The organism is Glutamicibacter sp., from assembly GCF_032154645.1.
GTDB lineage: Bacteria > Actinomycetota > Actinomycetes > Actinomycetales > Micrococcaceae > Glutamicibacter.
Window position 1 is genome coordinate 197,647 of sequence record NZ_JALDXV010000003.1, and the last position, 18,825, is coordinate 216,471.

General features: G+C 53.9%; 18 protein-coding genes. 12 read left to right on the top strand and 6 right to left on the bottom strand.

Annotation, left to right across the window (positions count from 1 at the left end):
• Nucleotides 1-125 precede the first annotated feature (125 nt).
• Nucleotides 126-1,496 carry a pitrilysin family protein gene (locus RUH64_RS04745; protein ID WP_313811705.1) on the top strand — a complete coding sequence of 457 codons (1,371 nt, stop codon included), beginning with the start codon at nucleotides 126-128 and terminating at the stop codon, nucleotides 1,494-1,496.
• A 59-nt stretch (nucleotides 1,497-1,555) separates the two neighbouring features.
• Here the strand turns inward: RUH64_RS04745 and RUH64_RS04750 are convergent, their stop codons facing one another.
• Nucleotides 1,556-1,963: a hypothetical protein gene (locus tag RUH64_RS04750; protein ID WP_313811707.1), complete on the bottom strand. Its 408-nt coding sequence runs from the start codon at nucleotides 1,961-1,963 to the stop codon at nucleotides 1,556-1,558.
• Between the two features lie 185 nt (nucleotides 1,964-2,148).
• Between RUH64_RS04750 and dapB the strand changes: the two genes are divergently transcribed.
• Complete coding sequence (dapB, locus tag RUH64_RS04755; RefSeq protein ID WP_313811709.1) at nucleotides 2,149-2,907, top strand: 4-hydroxy-tetrahydrodipicolinate reductase; 759 nt, start codon at nucleotides 2,149-2,151, stop codon at nucleotides 2,905-2,907.
• A complete protein-coding gene (locus RUH64_RS04760) occupies nucleotides 2,904-3,359 on the top strand; it encodes a tetratricopeptide repeat protein (RefSeq protein ID WP_313811710.1) in 456 nt (151 codons plus the stop codon). The genes dapB and RUH64_RS04760 overlap by 4 nt, the downstream gene beginning before the upstream one ends.
• Nucleotides 3,360-3,492: 133 nt before the next feature.
• Here RUH64_RS04760 and RUH64_RS04765 read toward each other — a convergent pair whose 3' ends face one another.
• Nucleotides 3,493-4,668, bottom strand: a complete 1,176-nt coding sequence (locus RUH64_RS04765; RefSeq protein WP_313811712.1) for a heparan-alpha-glucosaminide N-acetyltransferase domain-containing protein — start codon at nucleotides 4,666-4,668, stop codon at nucleotides 3,493-3,495.
• A gap of 66 nt (nucleotides 4,669-4,734) precedes the next feature.
• Between RUH64_RS04765 and dapA the strand changes: the two genes are divergently transcribed.
• From dapA to RUH64_RS04805, 8 genes are all read left to right on the top strand, one after another.
• The gene (gene dapA, locus RUH64_RS04770; protein ID WP_313811713.1) at nucleotides 4,735-5,646 is read left to right on the top strand and encodes a 4-hydroxy-tetrahydrodipicolinate synthase; all 912 of its coding nucleotides are present in this window, start codon (nucleotides 4,735-4,737) and stop codon (nucleotides 5,644-5,646) included.
• 19 nt (nucleotides 5,647-5,665) lie between these two features.
• Nucleotides 5,666-7,372: a ribonuclease J gene (locus RUH64_RS04775; protein WP_313811714.1), complete on the top strand. Its 1,707-nt coding sequence runs from the start codon at nucleotides 5,666-5,668 to the stop codon at nucleotides 7,370-7,372.
• Between the two features lie 208 nt (nucleotides 7,373-7,580).
• A complete protein-coding gene (locus RUH64_RS04780; protein ID WP_313811829.1) occupies nucleotides 7,581-8,309 on the top strand; it encodes an Ltp family lipoprotein in 729 nt (242 codons plus the stop codon).
• Between the two features lie 369 nt (nucleotides 8,310-8,678).
• Nucleotides 8,679-9,056 carry a TM2 domain-containing protein gene (locus RUH64_RS04785; protein ID WP_313811715.1) on the top strand — a complete coding sequence of 126 codons (378 nt, stop codon included), beginning with the start codon at nucleotides 8,679-8,681 and terminating at the stop codon, nucleotides 9,054-9,056.
• A gap of 228 nt (nucleotides 9,057-9,284) precedes the next feature.
• The gene (locus RUH64_RS04790; protein ID WP_313811716.1) at nucleotides 9,285-10,112 is read left to right on the top strand and encodes an ATP-binding cassette domain-containing protein; all 828 of its coding nucleotides are present in this window, start codon (nucleotides 9,285-9,287) and stop codon (nucleotides 10,110-10,112) included.
• A complete protein-coding gene (locus RUH64_RS04795) occupies nucleotides 10,109-10,783 on the top strand; it encodes an ABC transporter permease subunit (protein WP_313811717.1) in 675 nt (224 codons plus the stop codon). The genes RUH64_RS04790 and RUH64_RS04795 overlap by 4 nt, the downstream gene beginning before the upstream one ends.
• Entirely contained in the window at nucleotides 10,780-11,487 is a 708-nt protein-coding gene (locus RUH64_RS04800; protein WP_313811719.1) for an ABC transporter permease subunit, read from the top strand. The genes RUH64_RS04795 and RUH64_RS04800 overlap by 4 nt, the downstream gene beginning before the upstream one ends.
• On the top strand, nucleotides 11,487-12,401 hold the full coding sequence (locus tag RUH64_RS04805) for an ABC transporter substrate-binding protein (RefSeq protein ID WP_313811720.1): 915 nt from the start codon (nucleotides 11,487-11,489) through the stop codon (nucleotides 12,399-12,401). Before RUH64_RS04800 ends, RUH64_RS04805 begins: the two co-directional genes overlap by 1 nt.
• A gap of 112 nt (nucleotides 12,402-12,513) precedes the next feature.
• Here RUH64_RS04805 and RUH64_RS04810 read toward each other — a convergent pair whose 3' ends face one another.
• The 4 genes from RUH64_RS04810 to RUH64_RS04825 all read right to left on the bottom strand — a co-directional run bounded on the left by RUH64_RS04810 (nucleotide 12,514) and on the right by RUH64_RS04825 (nucleotide 17,981).
• A complete protein-coding gene (locus RUH64_RS04810) occupies nucleotides 12,514-12,927 on the bottom strand; it encodes a hypothetical protein (protein ID WP_313811722.1) in 414 nt (137 codons plus the stop codon).
• 221 nt (nucleotides 12,928-13,148) lie between these two features.
• The gene (locus RUH64_RS04815; protein WP_313811724.1) at nucleotides 13,149-15,518 is read right to left on the bottom strand and encodes a LuxR C-terminal-related transcriptional regulator; all 2,370 of its coding nucleotides are present in this window, start codon (nucleotides 15,516-15,518) and stop codon (nucleotides 13,149-13,151) included.
• An 803-nt stretch (nucleotides 15,519-16,321) separates the two neighbouring features.
• Nucleotides 16,322-16,810, bottom strand: coding sequence for a DUF1269 domain-containing protein (locus RUH64_RS04820; protein ID WP_313811726.1), 489 nt, complete (start codon nucleotides 16,808-16,810; stop codon nucleotides 16,322-16,324).
• A gap of 133 nt (nucleotides 16,811-16,943) precedes the next feature.
• A complete protein-coding gene (locus RUH64_RS04825) occupies nucleotides 16,944-17,981 on the bottom strand; it encodes an AI-2E family transporter (RefSeq protein WP_313811728.1) in 1,038 nt (345 codons plus the stop codon).
• A 123-nt stretch (nucleotides 17,982-18,104) separates the two neighbouring features.
• Here RUH64_RS04825 and RUH64_RS04830 point away from each other — a divergent pair, with 123 nt between their 5' ends.
• A complete protein-coding gene (locus RUH64_RS04830) occupies nucleotides 18,105-18,533 on the top strand; it encodes a DUF6325 family protein (RefSeq protein ID WP_313811729.1) in 429 nt (142 codons plus the stop codon).
• The last annotated feature ends 292 nt before the right edge of the window (nucleotides 18,534-18,825 follow it).

Below are 18,825 nucleotides of genomic sequence, written 5' to 3' on the forward strand. Positions count from 1 at the left end.
GTCGTCATAGGCGATCGGGGACGGCCGACGGCCGGGTGGTGCCATGCACTAGCGATGCTGTGGGAGAATATAGGTCATAATTCCCGGCAAATGCTGGAACACCAAGTGAGCTAAGGACGTATTCCGTGGTCATGATTCCGTTGCCGTTGCATTCGGTAGAGGATCAGCAGTTTTCGCCCATCGACCCAGCAGATCTATCGCTGGTCCACCGAGGCGAAGGCGGGTCAGAAGTTCGGCGAAGTATTCTTCCCGGAGGCGTTCGAGTTCTTACCGAAGCGATGCCTGGACAACGATCGACCACCGTAGGTTTCTGGGTACCGGTGGGCAGCCGCGACGAAGAAGCCGGTCACTATGGTTCGACGCACTTCCTGGAGCACTTGCTGTTCAAGGGCACCAGCAAGCGCACCGCCCTTGAGATCGCACAGTCTTTTGATGCTGTCGGTGGCGAATCGAATGCTGCGACGGCCAAGGAGTCGACCTGCTACTACGCGAGGGTTCTGGATACCGACCTGCCCATGGCATTGGAAGTCATTGCCGACATGGTGACCTCAGCGGTCATCGACCCGTATGAACTTGAACAAGAACGCGGCGTCATCATTGAAGAACTGGCCATGGACGCCGACGACGCAACAGACGTCGCCCATGAGCGATTCGTCGCGCGCGTTATGGGGGAGCACCCGCTGGGCCGACCCATCGGCGGCAGCCCGGAGGAGATCATGAACATCTCCCGCGAAGCGGTCATGGAACACTATCGTGCCCACTACCGCCCGAGTGAATTGATCATCACCGCAGCAGGTTCGCTGAACCATGACGAATTGTGCACGATGGTGCTCAACGCCTTGACCGAGGCGGGATGGGAGCTTGATCCCCTGGCCGTACCAGAGCCGCGGCGCAACCCGGAACCTGCCCAGGTGATTAGCAACCCGGGGCTGGAAATCATCAACCGTCCTGTGGAACAGGCGAACATCATCGTTGGCTGCACCGGCATTACCGGGCACGATCAGCGTCGACAGATCCTTGCCGTGCTCAACGCAGTACTCGGTGGGGGGATGAGTTCACGTCTTTTCCAAGAAATCCGTGAAAAGCGTGGACTCGTGTACTCAACCTATTCGTTCTCTGCCGCCTACACCGATGCAGGCTACTTTGGAATGTATGCCGGATGCGCGCCCGCCAAAGCGGCGGAGGTGATCGGCCTGCTTGGCGCTGAACTTGACCGTTTGGCCGCCGAGGGCATTACCGAAGCAGAACTGACACAGGCCAAGGGGCAGCTGGCCGGCGGCACGGTATTGGCGCTTGAGGACCCGGGAAGCCGCATGTCCCGCTTGGGCCGGGCCGAAATGATCACCGGCGAATTCCAAGACATCGATGAAGCGCTGGCCAAGGTTCACTCCGTGACCCGAGCGCAGGTTCAGGAACTGGCAAGGGAACTTGCATCCGAGCAGCGGGTCATTACCGTCGTTGGGCCCTTCGAAAACGAAGAAGCACTCGGGATCTAGCGCCTTCGCCTGTGCGCACGCGCGAGAAGCATTTGTGCGCCATGGAACAGGTCCTAGAATCAGGCTCCTTGCGAATGCTGGTCTACGGCGTTCCAGAGGTCTTCCGGAAAGAGCTTGTGAACTTCCTTCCGATACCCGCTGCCCTCATCTGGTTTTTGAATCTTGTTTCCTGAAATCTTGAAGGGGAATGCTTCGGCTTTTGCGCCCGAACCTGCTGCGACGGAATTGCTGTCGGTGCAAGACGCCCAGCCATAAGTACTTTTGCCTTCGACGCGGAACACTTCAACGCTGCACGAAGGCGAAGAAATATCGGCCCCTTGGTCTTGAACTAGCTTGACGATTTTCTGCTGTTCATCATCGCTGAGATTGTCTGGCTGAGAAGAAGCAGCGCAAGAAGTGGCGAGAACTGCCACCGAGAGTGCGGCTACTGTACCGAGGGCTGTGTTTTTGACGTTTCGATTAATCATGATCCGTCCATCTTCCTTGCGACACTGTTCTATTCATCTTGGACCTGAACCTCGGTGAACCCAGTGAATGAACCTCGGCGTGCCGAGAGCTACTTCACAAGGGATCAGGCACCGGTGATGGAACCGCCTGATGTACACGTCACGAAAATCATGGTGATGTGGCTATTGGCGATAGTCTTAAAGTCATGAGTGCACAGATCAAAGTTGCCGTGCTTGGCGCGGCTGGACGTATGGGATCGGAAGCGGTCAAGGCCGTCTCCGAAGCCGCAGATATGGAACTAGTGGCTAGTTTGGGTCGTGGCGACGATCTGCAGCAGATTATTGAAGCTGGGGCTACCCACGTCGTTGATCTGTCAGTTCCGGGATCGACCGAGCAAAACGTGCGTTTCGCCGTAGAACATGGCCTGCATGCGGTCGTGGGAACCACCGGTTGGAGTGACGAGCGCAGGGCCGAGCTTCAGCTCCTACTTCAGCGCCACCCATCGGTGGGCGTGCTCATTGCACCGAACTTTGCCTTGGGGTCCGTCTTGGCAAGTGCCTTTGCAGCGACTGCCTCCAAGTACTTTGAATCCGTCGAAATCATCGAGCTCCACCATCCCAACAAGGTGGACGCGCCCAGCGGAACTGCCGTCCGCACCGCCGAATTGATCGCCAGCTCGCGCGAAGCGGCCGGAGTGGATGCAAGTCCCGATGCAACAGAGACTCAACTTGACGGTGCCCGGGGGGCGGTGGTTGATGGAATCCACGTTCATTCGGTCCGATTGCGTGGCCTTGTGGCCCACCAAGAGGTTCTGTTGGGTGGACCGGGAGAACAGCTGACCCTGCGCCATGATTCATACGACCGGGCGTCGTTCATGCCGGGTGTGCTGTTGGGCCTGCGAACCGTGGCTTCAAAGCCGGGGCTTACCTACGGCCTCGATGGATACCTGGAGCTGGGACAGTGAAGACTAAGCTGTGGGTCGGCGGCATCCTCTTGCTCTTCGTCATCTACATCGTGATGGCGTTCAACCAGGCGTTCCGCTTCATCAACACCGGAGTCCCTCAAGCTCAGATCATGGGCGTAGCGATTCTTGTTATTCCGGCCTTCGGTGTGTGGATCTTGATCCGCGAGGTCCTCTTTGGGCTGCGCACTGAAAAGATGGGCAAGACCCTAGCAGAACTGGGCGAGCTTCCAGAAGATCTTCCACGTATGCCATCGGGTAGGTTCGTCCGTGAGGCCGCGGATGCAGATTTCCCCAACCATCAGCGTGATGTGGAAGAACATCCAGAATCATGGAAGTCCTGGTATCGGCTTGCCCTTGCCTATGAGGCAAGCGGCGACAAAAAACGCGCTCGTAGTTCGATGCGTACTGCCATTGATTTTTGGCGTGGCGAGCAGAAAAACGCCAACGCATAGCAAGCCACACATTCACCGGGCCGATCTGTAGCGGCGGGAAAAATCATGAAAAGGGCCGCGGCAGTCGCGAAATTCTGAGCATCACATGGCAACTGTCGCGGCCCTTCTGACTGCCGCGCAGCTGAGGCGTCGTTCAGCTCTCTGGATGTTCGTTGTTCTTTGGAACATCTGCTCCGCTGAGTGTCCTTACCAGTGATTCCAGGGGACCGGACGTCGGGTTGAGCATCAGCCACAGCCCTAGCAGCGCCGTAGCGCTGCAGAGGATCCACCAGGCGGCGGTGGGGCTGATGAGTTCATACACCAGCGGAAGAAACAAAAGATGCCCCACATACAAGGTCAGTGGCGCTTTGCCCGAGGCCGAAACGAAGCGGCCGAATGCTCCAAGCCGCCGAACTATCAGCTGCATTAATCCGATCACGGCCACGGCGAACGCCGCCGTGTGGATCGTGGAAATCAAGGATTGGCTATGGGCGGTGGGAAGCCAAAGATAAAGTTGCTCGCCTAGCAGCGGATCAATCGAGGATCCAGGCAACCTGCCGGTGGTCAACAGCGTTCCTACCTGTGTGCTACTCGCACCGGTCAGCTCGGTAATCCGGTCGATGCTGGGAGAACTGACGAGCCAGCCAAGCAGCAGCGACGATACTGCAATCAGCGAACCCCAGATAAACAGGTGCCAGGCAGCGCGTGTGCTGCGCAGATTGCTGCGGGCCACAGCCATGCCCAGCAGTCCGTAGCCGAGCCACACCAGCAGCGGGTAATAACCGGTGACGAATAGGTCCTTGAATAGCAGTCCGGGAGTCGTCAGGTCTAGGAAATTTGGATTGTGTCCAAGCGACTGCTCGTTCCACTCGGCTTCCAGCGGGCGCCACAGTATAGGGGCAATGATCAGCCAGAGACTTGAGACTATCCAAAGTGTTGCCCTTGAGAGCGTGATCGCGAGTGGAAGCAACAGAAAAAGTATCCCATAGTGGACGAGGATGTTCGCAATCGCTTCATTTGCGGACCCAATGAGCAATCCGAGCACGGCAATAATTAATGCTCTCCGGAAAAGGATTGAGTAAACCTTGGGGTTGGAGAACCCCTTTCGCACCATGGATTCAGTTAAAAGAACCAGCGAAATCCCAGCCAGGACCATGAACAAAACCGAAGCCCGCCCGGCGGCTAAAGCCCCGGTAATTGTAGGGGAGTAGGCGCCTTCAGCTGTCGATGTGGACAGGGTGAAAACATGCGCGGCGAACATTCCGAGGATGGCCAGCAACCTGGCTGCATCCACTCCCAGCAGCCGTCGCGACGTGCTTGGTTGATCCATGAATTCATCGGATCACGGATTCAAGCGGAGATGCCATTCCAACATGCGCGAGTGTAGATTAATCCCATGGCTACAAGTGCAATTGATAATCAGGCATTCCCCTTCGGAACCGTGCTGACCGCAATGGTCACCCCCTTTGATGAAGCAGGTGAGGTTGATTATGCGCTGGCCGCTAAGTTGGCTGCAAAGCTTGTCGATGACGGCTGCGACGGTTTGGTCGTCACCGGAACCACCGGAGAGACCTCCACCTTGACCGATGAGGAAAACATCGGCATGTTCCGTGCAGTCGTTGAAGCGGTCGGCGACCGTGCAGCGGTGCTTGCCGGATCCACCACCAATGACACCCGTCACTCCATCACCCTGTCGCTGGCCGCCAAGGAAGCCGGAGTCGACGGCATCCTGGTCACCACCCCGTACTACAACAAGCCGAGCCAGGCAGGCGTCGTCGCACACGTTATGGCCATCGCCGAAGCCGTTGAGCTTCCTATCATGCTTTACGACATCCCAGGTCGTGCGGGCATTGCGCTGGATCCGTCCACCATTATCGAGCTGGCAAAGATCCCTCAGGTGATCGCGCTCAAGGACGCAAAGGCCGACTACCAGTCCACCACCACCGTGTTGGCCAAGACCAATTTGCATGTCTACTCTGGCGACGACAGCCTGACCCTGCCGCTGATGGCGGCAGGTGCTGTGGGCGTAGTTTCGGTTTCGGCTCACGTAGCGGCGGCTAAGTACCGTACGCTGGTTAATGCAATGCATGCTGGCGATTTGGCCACTGCACGTGCTACACACTTCGAGCTGGACCCGATCCAGCGCGGCATCATGGGCCACATTCAGGGTGCGGTTGCCGCAAAATATGGACTTCACTGGCAGGGTGTCCTGCCAAACACCGTCGTCCGACTGCCACTGGTGGCGCCGTCGGACGCTGAGCTAGATGCTATCCGCGCGGACCTACGTGAAGGCGGATGGGATCTGTAACGAAAGGGTATAACCGCATATGACTGAAAGCTCCGTAGGTAAAGCCGACTCTGCCCGTCTGCAGAGCCCGGCCAAGCTGAAGAAGGGGACCATGCGCATCGTCCCCCTCGGCGGCTTGGGCGAGGTCGGCCGGAATATGACCGTGTTCGAACTCGACGGCAAGCTGTTGATTGTCGACTGCGGTGTGCTCTTCCCAGAGGAGCACCAGCCGGGCGTGGACCTGATCCTGCCCGACTTCTCCTACATCAAGGATCGCCTTGATGACGTGGTGGGCCTGGTGCTGACCCACGGACATGAAGATCATATTGGTGCGGTGCCATACCTGCTGCGCCTTCGCGAAGACATCCCACTGTACGGGTCCAAGCTGACCCTGGCCTTCGTGGAAGCAAAGCTGGCAGAGCACCGCATCAAGGCGGTCACCAACATCGTGGTGGAGGGCGAGATCGCCCAGATCGGCAACTTCGAATGCGAATTCGTCGCCGTGAACCACTCGATTCCGGATGCTCTGGCGGTGTTCATCCGCACCGAGGCCGGCACCGTGCTGCACACCGGGGACTTCAAGATGGACCAGCTGCCGTTGGATGGACGCATCACCGATCTGCGCCACTTTGCGCGCTTGGGCGAGGAAGGCGTGGATTTGTTCCTGCCCGACTCCACCAACGCCGAAGTACCCGGCTTCACGATGCATGAGCGAGAAATTGGCCCCGTGCTGGAAGCCAAGTTCGCCCGCGCCCGCCGCCGGATCATCGTCGCTTCCTTCTCCTCGCACGTTCACCGTGTGCAGCAGGTGCTGGACGCTGCGGCGCTGCATGGTCGCAAGGTTGCCTTCATCGGCCGCTCGATGGTGCGCAATATGGGCATCGCCGAGCGCTTGGGCTATCTGGATGTCCCTCAGGGCGTGCTGGTTGACCTCAAGCAGATCGACCAGCTGCCAGATAACAAGGTAGTGCTCATGTCCACCGGTTCGCAGGGCGAGCCAATGGCCGCGCTGTCCCGCATGGCCAACGGCGAGCACAAGGTGCAGATCAACCCGGGCGACACGGTGATCCTGGCCTCCAGCCTGATTCCGGGCAATGAGAACTCGGTCTTCCGCGTGATCAACGGCCTGATGCGCCTTGGTGCAGAGGTCATCCACAAGGGCATGGCCAAGGTCCACGTCTCTGGCCACGCTTCAGCCGGCGAACTGCTGTACTGCTACAACATCCTGCGCCCGAAGAACGTGCTTCCGGTCCACGGCGAGACCCGTCACCTGATTGCCAACGGCCGCCTGGCCGCACAGTCGGGGGTCCCGGAGGAGAACGTGCTGCTGGCCGAAGACGGCTCGGTCATCGACCTGGTTGACGGTGTCGCACAGCTGGTGGGACAGGTTGAATGCGGCTACGTCTACGTGGATGGCTCCAAGGTCGGAACTATCACCGACGATGACCTCAAGGACCGCGTCACCCTGGGTGAAGAGGGTTTCATTTCCGTCATCACCGTCATCAACCGGACCAACGGCACCATCATCTCGGGCCCGGACATCCACGCCCGCGGAGTGGCCGAGGAAGACTCGGTGTTCAACGAGATCAAACCAAAGATCGCGGCAGCGATCGTGGAGGCCGTGGCAAATAACCCTAACCACAGCACCTACCAGCTGCAGCAGATCACCCGTCGCGTCATCGGCTCGTGGGTATCGCGCAAGCTGCGCCGACGCCCGATGATCGTCCCTGTGGTGTTGGAAGCCTAAGCGCTTTTATTCCGTCGAAAACCTCACCTTTCCGCAAAGATTGGTGAGGTTTTCGTGTTTTCTGCGCCGGGTCGGCACAGCGAATTCCCTTGAGCTACTTCTCGGCGTCAAGAACGCACAGTTGACTAGTTCTCTTAGGCGAGGAGCCGTGATAATCTCAACTTCAATTCACTGCGATGTTTGAGAACAGGGGTGCATCGTGGCAGGCATGGTCAATTATCAAGGCTCGTATTTTCCCGCTGAGCAGCAGACACAAGTCAGCAGCAAGAGCTTTGTCGCAACCTGGATTCTGTCGTTTCTATTCGGTGTCTTCGGAGCCGACCGGTTCTATCTGGGGAAGATCGGGACTGCTGTCCTCAAATTGGTAACCCTCGGTGGTTTGGGGATATGGGCTTTTGTCGATCTTGTCATCACCTTATGCGGCGCCCAGCGAGACAAGTTCGGAAGGCCCCTGGAAGGGTACCAACAGTATCGCGTCCTCGCATGGATCTTGACCCTGGTTCCTACGGCCCTTTCCCTATTCCTGTTCTTTGCGTTGAACGTTTTTGCCTTCGTTATTGGCACCAGTGTTCCGACGACGCCGAATTCAGGAACAGCGATCGAAGAAACTTCGCAGTACGCCGGACAGAATGAATACCAGATGGCGTTGAACCAGGCACAGCAGTATTCAGACGAGTACTGGATGAGCGAATCTGCCATCTTTTCTGTCCTCGTGGACCCCGCGGAAGACGGATTCAGTGAAGAAGCAGCCAATTACGCTTTGGACAATGTGGACGCCGACTGGAATGAGAACGCACTACTTGTAGCCCGCTACCTTCGGGAAGAGGAGCACTTAAGCGTCGATGAAATACGTGATCAACTATTAAGCGTCGAGTTTGAAGCTTTCACCATCGACCAAGTGAAGTATGCCATGAGCCACTTGGATGTCGTGGCCTGACAAGAACTAGTGATCTACACGAGTCGCCGAGGCTCCTTTTACCAGCGAGTGCTTGCAGTCCCAGGCTACAAGGAACCTAGCAGCATGGCGCAGGTAATACCTTGAACGAAGCACGTCGGAGATCAAACTGTTTCTATCTCAGAATCGCCAGAATTTTCGGCCAAGGTAGATGGTGCAGCGTCACGATCTTTCTGCTACTGGTGACCGACTGCACTACATCGAGAAACGAATAAGTGGTGAGTCGAGTAGATTCCTCATGATCAGATGCATTTTACTTAATGGTCTAAATGCTGAAAGTCCGTTGTCACGTCTGATTCAGCGAACAACTGATCCGCATATCATCACCACGTAATTTCTGAGGAGAACCCCGTGTCATACCAGTCAAACTCATATCAACAGCCAAACCCGTATCAGGCGGCACACAACTGGGAGGGTCAAAAGAGTTTCGTGGCAACCTGGCTGCTGTCCTGGTTTCTCGGAGGACTGGGTATCGATCGTTTCTACCTAGGAAAATTCGGTACCGGCATCCTAAAGCTGATCACCCTTGGAGGCTTCGGCATCTGGGCACTGATCGACATCATCTTGATCTTGGCTGGGGCGATGCGCGACAAGGCAGGATACAACCTGGCGGGGTATGAAAAGAACAAGAAGACCGCGTGGATCGTCTCTTTGGTGATGTTCCTGATTGGTCTGGGAATCGGGGTAAGCACCGGTCCTGACTACATGGAACAGATGCTGTACATCTAAGCTGAATGCGCAGATGACGAACTGAAATTTAAGATTCAAAAGGCGAACCCCTGTGAAGTCTCACGGGGGTTCGCTTGTGTCAGCTCTTTTTCTGCCGATGAATACCCCAGTTCACCTGTGCAATGACTTATTCCTCAGGCAGAATGGGACGTGGGCACCTAACAAGGAGACATGCATGTCAGAGGCGAGTACTGAGTCAGGATCGATTAGTTCGGGCGTATCGCAGACATGATTGAATTTACCTCTGTCACTAAGAGCTTCCCCGACGGAACCGTAGCGGTCGAAGATTTTTCATTGATGGTGCCGACCGGCAGAACTACGGTACTCGTCGGTTCCTCGGGATGCGGGAAAACAACATTGCTGCGCATGGTCAACCGCATGGTTGAGCCCGATGGTGGGCGCATCAGTATCGACGGTAGGGATGTGCGACAGCATCAAGCGGTCAACCTGCGTCGCAGCATTGGTTATGTCATGCAGAACGCCGGTTTGATGCCCCACTTCACGATTGCAGACAACATCGCGACAGTGCTGAAACTGCTGAAGAAATCACCGAGATTCCGACAGCAGCGGGTAGAAGAACTCATGGAGGTCGTGGGACTAGAGATCAGCACGGCCAACCGATATCCGCACCAGCTATCCGGGGGCCAGCAACAACGCGTTGGTGTGGCAAGAGCCTTGGCGGCAGATCCAGAAGTCTTGTTAATGGATGAGCCCTTTGGCGCAGTGGATCCGATCGTTCGGGCCGAGCTGCAGCAAGAACTGATCAGCCTGCAGCGAGGCCTGGGCAAGACCATCCTCTTCGTCACCCATGATATCGACGAAGCATTCCTACTTGGCGACCAGATCGCGATATTGTCCGCCGGTGCGAACTTGCTTCAAGTCGGAGCACCGAGCGAAATTATTGAGAATCCGGTCGATCAATTTGTTGCTTCATTCATCGGAGCCGACAAGGGGCGGCGTGCACTGACCATTAAACATACACCTTGTGGCCCGGTCGTGATCGACGGCCAGGGTCGTGCCCAGGGGCGGTTGGTCGATACCGAAGAGATTACATGAGCTGGATTCTGCAGAACTTCGAACTCATTGTTTCCCTGAGCCTTGCGCACTTGCGTCAGTGTCTTCTGGCCTTGACCCTAGGCTTCGCTATCGCGCTGATTCTAGGATGGCTGGCGGAACGGGTCAAACCCCTCCGCACACTGCTGGTACTGGGAACCGGCCTGCTCTACACCATCCCGTCGTTGGCGCTATTGATGATATTGCCGGCAGCAACGGGAATGAGCGCCATTAGCGAAGCAAATCTCGTCACGGCATTGACGATCTACGCGGTGGCAATCATGACACGAAGTGTGGTCGATGGCCTGGACTCGGTGGGTCGTGAGACGCGACAAGCAGCCAAAGCCATGGGCTACGGGCAATTCAGGCGCTTGGCCGAAGTGGAACTACCATTGGCAGGGCCCGTGATCCTTTCTGGGCTTCGAGTCACGGCGGTCAGCACGATTTCTTTGGGCACCGTTGGAATCCTAGTTGGTGTACGAAATCTCGGTTACTTGTTCACCAACGGGCTGCAACGTCGAATCATTGCGGAAGTGTTTGCTGGAATTCTGGCCGTCGCAGTGCTTGCGCTCATCGTAGACCTGACACTGATACTGCTGGGTCGTTGGCTGATGCCGTGGAATCGGCTGATGCAGAAAAGCGGCATTGGTCAAGCAGTCGGAGGACCGCGATGAATCTCGTGCGCAATTCCCTGGATTGGCTCATCGATCCGTCACAATGGCAGGGCGAAGACTCGCTGGCAGCCTTGCTGGGCGAGCAGTTGCTCTACACATTTGTTGCGGTGGGCCTGGCGGCACTGGTTAGCGTTCCGCTTGGCTGGTGGATTGGCCATAGTGGCCGTGGACGAGATATCGCGGTGGCAATTACGGGTATGGCTCGCGCCGTACCCTCTTTTGGGTTGCTGATCTTGTTGGTGTTGCTATTCGGTGTGCTTCACAAACCAGAAGCGGCTCTGTTGACTTTTGTGCTGCTGGCAATTCCCCCTATTCTTGCCGGATCCTACACAGGATTCCAGGCAATTGACCGTCGAACCTTGGACGCGGCTAGGGCAATGGGAATGAGCGAATTGCAGGTCATGGCCAAGGTTGAAATACCTCTGGGACTGCCGTTGCTGGTGGGTGGTCTGCGCTCGGCGATGCTGCAAGTCGTAGCCACTGTGACGATCGCAGCCTACGTCAATCTTGGCGGATTAGGACTGCCGATTATCAGCGGGCTGAACCTTCGCCGATATGACATGGTGTTGGGAGCAGCCCTGTTGGTGGCAATGTTAGCTCTGACGATTGACTTGGTGATGGGCCTAATACAAAAGATGTCAGTACCCGGCGGATTGCTCCGTGGGACACGATTTATTGTCGATCCAAAGGACGGAATTCATTGATGCAACTCAAAAACATGAAGGGCTGGGGAGTGGCTTCTGCAGTTCTTGCTGGCGCGTTAGCTCTGACTAGTTGTGGTGGCAGCGATCCACTCGAGGCAAATACAAGTGCCAACGGTGCACCGCCCGATGGGCAAAGCGTGGTTGTCGGCTCTCAGGCATATTACTCAAATGAGATTATTGCCGAAATCTATGCACAGTCGCTGGAACGAGCAGGATTTAACGTCGAGAGGCAATTCAGTATTGGCCAGCGCGATGCCTACATGCCGCAGCTGGAGAACGGTTCGATCGACATCATGCCCGAATACACCGGGAACCTGCTGCAATATTTTGAGCCGGAAACCAAGGCCCGCAAAGCGAACGACGTCTACAGTCAGCTTTCTTCGGCATTGCCTAATGGAATGGCTGTTTTGGATCGAGCTGAGGCATCGGATCAGGATTCGTATACGGTCACTCGTGATTTTGCTGAAGACAATCAGCTCGCTTCGATTGGGGACCTTGCGAAGGTTTCGAAACAACTAACCTTGGGAGGTCCACCGGAACTGAAGCAACGGCCGTATGGACCTTCAGGACTGTCGAAAACATACGGCGTTGATGTCCAATTCTCATCCACGGGAGATACAACTGTCGAAGATTTGGTGGCGGGGACCGTGGATGTAGCTAATGTTTTCACCGCGGACCCCCGAATTCAGACTGAAAATTTGGTGGTTCTCGACGATCCGAAGGCATTGTTCTTGGCATCCAACGTAGTTCCAGTGGTCGATGCATCAATGGCGGATCAGCTGGGTGAAGTAATTGACCCTATTAGTGCGAAGCTGTCAGCGGAAGCCTTGATTGGGCTGAATGTTGAAAGTACGGTTGGACAGAAATCTGCTCAGGAAATTGCTACAGATTGGTTAAACAAGAATTTGCAGTAGTCTATTTTTCTTTTGGAACCACGATTTGGAAATACCTTAAGCCAAAAAGTTTCCGTATCCCGAGCCAATGCGGGGGATACGGAAACTTTTTGAGTTTTAGTGGAGTCCTAGACTAGCACTTGAGTTCGCTGGCCAGGTCAGCACGAGCTGACTCCACTGCCTTAGCATCGTCCTTCAACGAATCAACCGACTGTGAAACAGTGGCATCTTCTGGAAGGTCCTTAACTGCCTTGTCGAAGGAATCCTGCTTTGAGTTCAAATCCTCAAGACGGTCCTTGCTCACGTCGGCAGTTGCTTCGGCGTAAGTCTTGTAAGCGCTCTGGACATCATCATATGCAGAACGGATCTCGCCGATGGTGGATTCCTTGTTCAGTGTGGACTGGAAGGTTTCCAACGAGGTTGCATAAGCCTTCGATGCGTCGCAGGCTTCAGTTACGTTTTCTTCAGGCGAGGAGCAACCAACGAGCAGAGTTGCTACTGCTGCGATGCTGCACAGACCACCAATGAGAGTTTTCTTCTTAGACATTGAGTCGTGTTCCCTTCAATATTCGAGTGACGAATGGAAGCTGACCGGCTTCACTAATTGATACTAGAATTCTGCTGGCTGCCTCGCCCAGCTACCTCATCCTTGACGGGTGAATGTACTCGGTTGAGCGAAAAGCTTCATTCGAAATGAATGATCAGAAAGGAACAATACTAAAGTGACGAGTTGGCGTTCGCTTAATGTGCATGGGCACACTTGCTGCGTTAGCCTCGTGGCTGTCGGGAATTCGTGCCAAGCAAACCAGTTGACCGAGCAGCAGAAATCGCCTCGCGTCTAGTGCCCACATCAAGTTTGCGGTAGATGGATTTGATATGTGTTTTTACCGTATTGGCAGAGATCTGAAGGTCATCAGCGATCTCTGAAATTGTCGCTAATGATGGGAGCAGCTTCAACAACTCCAGTTCACGCGATGTGAGAAGCGGTGCGGATGTAATCGATGTTTCGGCCTTGAACTTGCCGATTGAATCAAGGGCCCAACTGAATTGTGACAGATGATCTCTATAACCCAGAAGAGCGTCACGGGCATCGGCTGGTAGAAGAACTATTACCCGCAAGGTGTCCTGTGCTGCGGCTAGAGTCAATGCTTTCTCGAAGGCCTTTCGTGCCTTCACCGGTCGATTTTCTCTTACATCGATCGCCGCTTGGATCGCCCAGGCGAAGGTTTTCCCGTGTGCAGATACGCAAGGGGCAAACTCCGACGTGACCATGGTAGTAATTCTTTGCGCCTGACCAAGTTGGTCGGAGAGCAATAACTCCCAGGCAGAAATGAGGTAGTACTCCCCGCAGTTACCGAATCTTCTGCGAAGTTCATCTTTTAGATGAAGAACCGAGGCTTTCTTATTAGTAACAAAAAGCATCTCAGTTAAGTGCAATGCACACAAAATAGTCTCGGAGTCGGAGCCCTGGGCCTTCAAGAACTCATGAAATAGTCCTTCGAACTCATGACAAACAGAAGCCTTAATTGGTGATTCAGGGAAGCTTAGAATTAGCGACAAGCGTCGTGCTGTATCGAAAAACTCATCGGGGTAGAAGCTCGACTGCCGAACAAAGGAGAGATGATGCGTAGCAGCTTCGGCGTCCAGCCTAAGAAAGCCTGTCCATGCCAAGATAAGGTGCGCGGCAATCGTTCGAGGGTGGTACTTCATCCCCAAGCTTTCGGCCAAGGTCAGAGAATCCTTCGCATAATTGCTTGCTAGTGTTTGGTTGTTCTCAATTGCCTGCAAAGCGGCGGCCGAAGTTAGAATGTCAATGCTGAAGGTGTGAGGGTTCCCCTGCAGCTCATCGGTCGCGATCTTATTCATTAAGACGCGAGCCTTGTCGATTTCTCCAAGGTAAATGAGCGAGGAAATACGCAACGTTGATGCATAAAGTCGCAGCTCCGGCGGTCCGTCCGTTGCGCTGTTTGATTCGAGTACGGACAACGCGCCATCAAAGTTCCCGTTGATCAGCAATAAATGCGCATGAAGTACTTGACTGAGTGGCCTAAATTCGGCGCCAAGAACTTCACCGTCGTGTCCAGTGAGGCATTCGTCAAGCCAGAGTTGAGCAGACCCGGGGGTTCCTTTATTGACCTCTAGAAGGCCACGGAGCAATGCCACTTCCGGGATATTCGCTGTCAATTGTGACTTAAATATTGGTGCACCAAGTTCCAGCTGGTTTTGCCAGAAAAGCGGTAGAACTGATCGAGCCAACAGGTCTTGAATAGTCTCCAAGTCCTCACTGCTGATCGCATGCTGCAAAGCTTCGAGATGCCGGCCTTGTCCTGCGCGAAGCCTCGCGGCCCGGCGATGCAGCGCAGATAGGTCGTTGACTTCAGAGTCTCGATTGCTTCGGGTCAAAAATTGCGACAGTAGCCTGTGCAGCCGGAACGTTTTCACGGTGTTGTCTGATTCCAAGGGAACGACCATCGCAGTTTCTTGTCGACAGGTACTTACAATCTCTGCCGCTGCGCCAGAGGATTCGAGTACAGCTTCAAGATCGGAACAGGAAAAGGGCTCAATGAGCGCCATGACCTCTAAAGCGGATTTAATTTGTTCCGGGTAACTCTCGAATAACGGCTCATAGAAGTCAGATAGCAAAGCGTCTAAGCAAGTATTGGCAGCTGATTCGTTGATAGGCCCGTGACTCTTCACAAAGAGAATGGGAGCGATCCAACCTTCGGTGACCTCTAGAAGCCGATTAATATCAACTCCCTTGGAATCAATAAAGTCCCGGGTATCACGTCTCTTTACCAATAAATCCTTGGGCGAGATGCGAAGTACTTGGAGGTCCAAATCGAGTTTGCGGACTGACTCTAGCCCAAGTAGCTTACGTCCGGAGAGAATTAGGCGAAAATTCTCGGGGATATTATCGACGAAGTAGTTCAGCCCGTCCTTAATATTCTGATTGTTGATGACATCAACGTTGTCGAGTATCAAAAACACCGGCGAATCACTGGCTGAGATGTAATCGATTAGTCGATCAGCACCGATTGCTGAAACTGGTCCGGGGGCGAGTTTCTCCCAATTTGTTCCGCAGAAAGCGAAGCCCGCCAGATTCCAGAACCTAGACGGTTCGTTGTCGAGTGCGTCCAAAGATATCCATAGGACGGAGCTACCTGTCTTTTGGCAGTTTCGAGCCCACTGCGCCAGAAGCGTTGTTTTCCCAAATCCAACCGGAGCGTTAAGCGTTAGGATTCGGGTCGAAGACTGATGCCATTCGCTAATTTTTCGGGTCAAGCCCCCGCGGATAACTTCACCAGATATTGCAGAAGGAATGCACGTCTTATTGCGAAGTGCAACCGTCATCAATTCTCCAAAGTCCCTGTCGAAGTCTGCTCGTACCTTCTTATTATAGAGTGATGAATTTTTGAACAGTTCATATCAGCTCCGGAGAAGTGCTTATGTCGGTTGTGTTTAGTTACCTGTCAGTGCAGCTTTCGATGTCCTATTGCGTAAGTTTGAGATATTGAGTGATATTGGCAACTGCTATTGGTCTGAATTGACCGGAGGACCAACTAAGAAGTTGCAATAATTACATTCGACACACGTGTTCAGGAATCATTGCACCATGCTTGGTAAACCTCCGTCTTGCGAGCCATGCAAGTACTATACGTGCGGTAACTCATGTTCTTGTTCTATCACAGGTTCAACCGAAGAGACACGGATCCTGTCAATCTTCGAATTCCTGATTGCACATTGTTGATTGTGTAGTCATTTGCCCCCTCAAGTACCTTCTCAAGTAGTTTTGGGCGCGATAGTCCTAAGTGAGCATTCTGGAAAGTAAAAGAGGGTAAGCCGCTGGAGAATTTATTCACCAGTATCGCTTACCCTCTTCAAAGTCCCTATCGTTGGCGCAGGACTGAATCAGATCAACCTATGAACTCTGAGTTGCCCGATTAGTCGTTCGCGAAAACGCCGCGCAGTTTTGCTTCTTCGTCGTGGCTAAGGTTTGTCTCGAGCAGCTCCATCTTGGTGCCTGCGAACGCTTCCGCCACACGGTCCGTGGTTGCATCCGAGCTCAGAACGAAGATTGCAGAAGTACCTTCGACTACCTCGTCGCGGACTCGCTTGATGAAGGAATCATCGATGCCAACATCAGTCAGTGAGCCGGACATCGCACCCATTGCCGCGCCCATCGCGGCACCCAACAGCGGGACGAAGAAAATCAACCCAAACAGGAAGCCCCAAAAGGTTCCGCCGAGGGCACTGGCCCCGGTCACGTGATTCAGCTGCTTGGTTTTTGGCTTCTTTGCACCGTTTTCCCAAGAGACAATCGCGGCATCATGAATTTGGATGAGTTCCTTGGTCTGCAAATCTAGAAGAACTCGTTCGGCGCTATCTGCACCAGTTGCGTCATGAAATTTCCATACAGTGAGCGTCGCCATAGATGTTCCTTTCAGGCTTGCCGGAGCGGTTCCGGTCTATGAGTAACTCTTGTCTTCGGACCTCGACGTGGCATCACCCGAACCGGGTGAGAACAGACGCCTGTCGTTTGAGAGCCAGCTGAAGTGCGAATAATCAGGGATCGACGAAGACCCGTGCCCAACTGTATTTTTCAGGATCCGAGAAGGTGAGCGACAGGACGAATAACGTCAACGGGACAGCCAATACAGCGCCTATAGGGCCGAGAATCCATGCCCAGACAATGAGCGACAGGAAGGAGATCGTAAGATTCATTCCAACGGCTTGACCGACAACCTTAGGTTGGAGCAATGATTGGAAAACAATGTTGATCACCGAATAGGTGACGATTAGGACCACCATCGCGGTGAAGTCATGGCCCAGCAGGGCTAGCAGCGCCGGAGGAACCAGGCCGATGACGAATCCGATGTTGGGAATGAAATTGGTGGCAAAAGCCAACAGTCCCCACAGCCATGGCAATGGGATTCCCATGATGTAGAGCACCAAGACATCTAGCAGAGCGATACCGGCACCAAAGATGGTGGTGACTACTAAGAATTTTCGAGTACTGCCAGCAAATTGGATGAACGAGCCGCGCATCGTCGCATGATGATCCTTAAGCGCTAGTAGCTTTGAAATGACGCCGTCCGCATCAAGGCTCATAAAGAGAAGAAGTGAAACCAGGAAAATTATTGCTGTAACCAAAGATGCAAGTCCTGAAAGCATCCCCGTTAGTAGATTCTTGATGTCTTCAAAATTCAAAGACTGCTTCAACAACTCCACGGCATCGATATTAATGCCTGCATTGATCATGAAGCTTCTGGTCGATTCGATGAGATCGGTAAAGGCAGCTTCATAAGTGGGTAGAAGCTCAATTAGTTCTGTGGCCATGAGGTAGAAGGTCCATACACCAACCAGCAAAATGCTTATAGTCAAGGTAAAGACGACACCTGTGGCTATCGGCCGTGGCCACTTCTTATGTACTAGAAAATTGCGAGCGGGGCTCAACATGATCGATAGAACTATAGCTAAGAAGACCGGCCCTATGATTCCCGAGGCCAAATGAATTCCTATAAATACGATCACGATCGCAGCCATAGAAAAGAGCGGTAAGCCAGGGAATGTGGCACGTCCTTCTCGTTGAGTGGTGTCCATAATATATATGTTAAAACTTGACCCGTCTTTGCAAATCACCCGGTGTGGGTGAAGCTTCGTTTTCAATTTCATTCGATGATCTATTTATAGGCTGCGCATTGTAAAAGGACGGTAGGTCAATTAATGAAGGTCGGTCCGGTAGAAGTTCTCGTGTGCACTTTTCCGCGCCTCAAGGTAGAGAAACTCTTCCTTGAAGCCTTGGAAGAAACTGTAGAGACTGGCGCTATCGCTCTAATTGACCTTGTGCTGGTGCAAAAAGACGCTGAGGGAAATCTGCAGTTTAGGGACTTAGAACGCGGTTTGCCGGAGCATTGGGCACGAATGATTATTGACCCAAGACCGATGATTCTCTTCAGTCAGCAGGACATGGACCTAATTGCCAGTTCACTGAATAACAACAATTGCGCAATAGCTATAGCTGTTGAACATCGCTGGAGCCGTAGATTGTCGTCCGTGGCGATGAGCGTTGGTGGCGGGACTCAATTACAGACAAGCATTCCACACTCCGACGTCGTTAAGGCCTTCAAATCTGATGGAGTAGCGGCCAACTAGACCAGTACGAAGTTTTGTCCAGATTTTCCGAGCGAAAGTGGAATTCGATGTTGTATTCACGCTATAGCAGGCCAGGTATTCTTTCGCATGTGTCTTTGGGCGGACAATCACACACCTCTGAATCAAATGATCATGGCGTGGTGCCGAACGAATCAGGCATGCCCATTCCGCATAAGGCTGTTGCGCCTGATAATCGGGAAGAAGCTTTAGCCTTGAACCATACTTTCCGTTGCTTAGTCTTGCTTCAAGAACGGGGCATGCTCACCGAACATGAATTCTGCCTCGCAGCCAA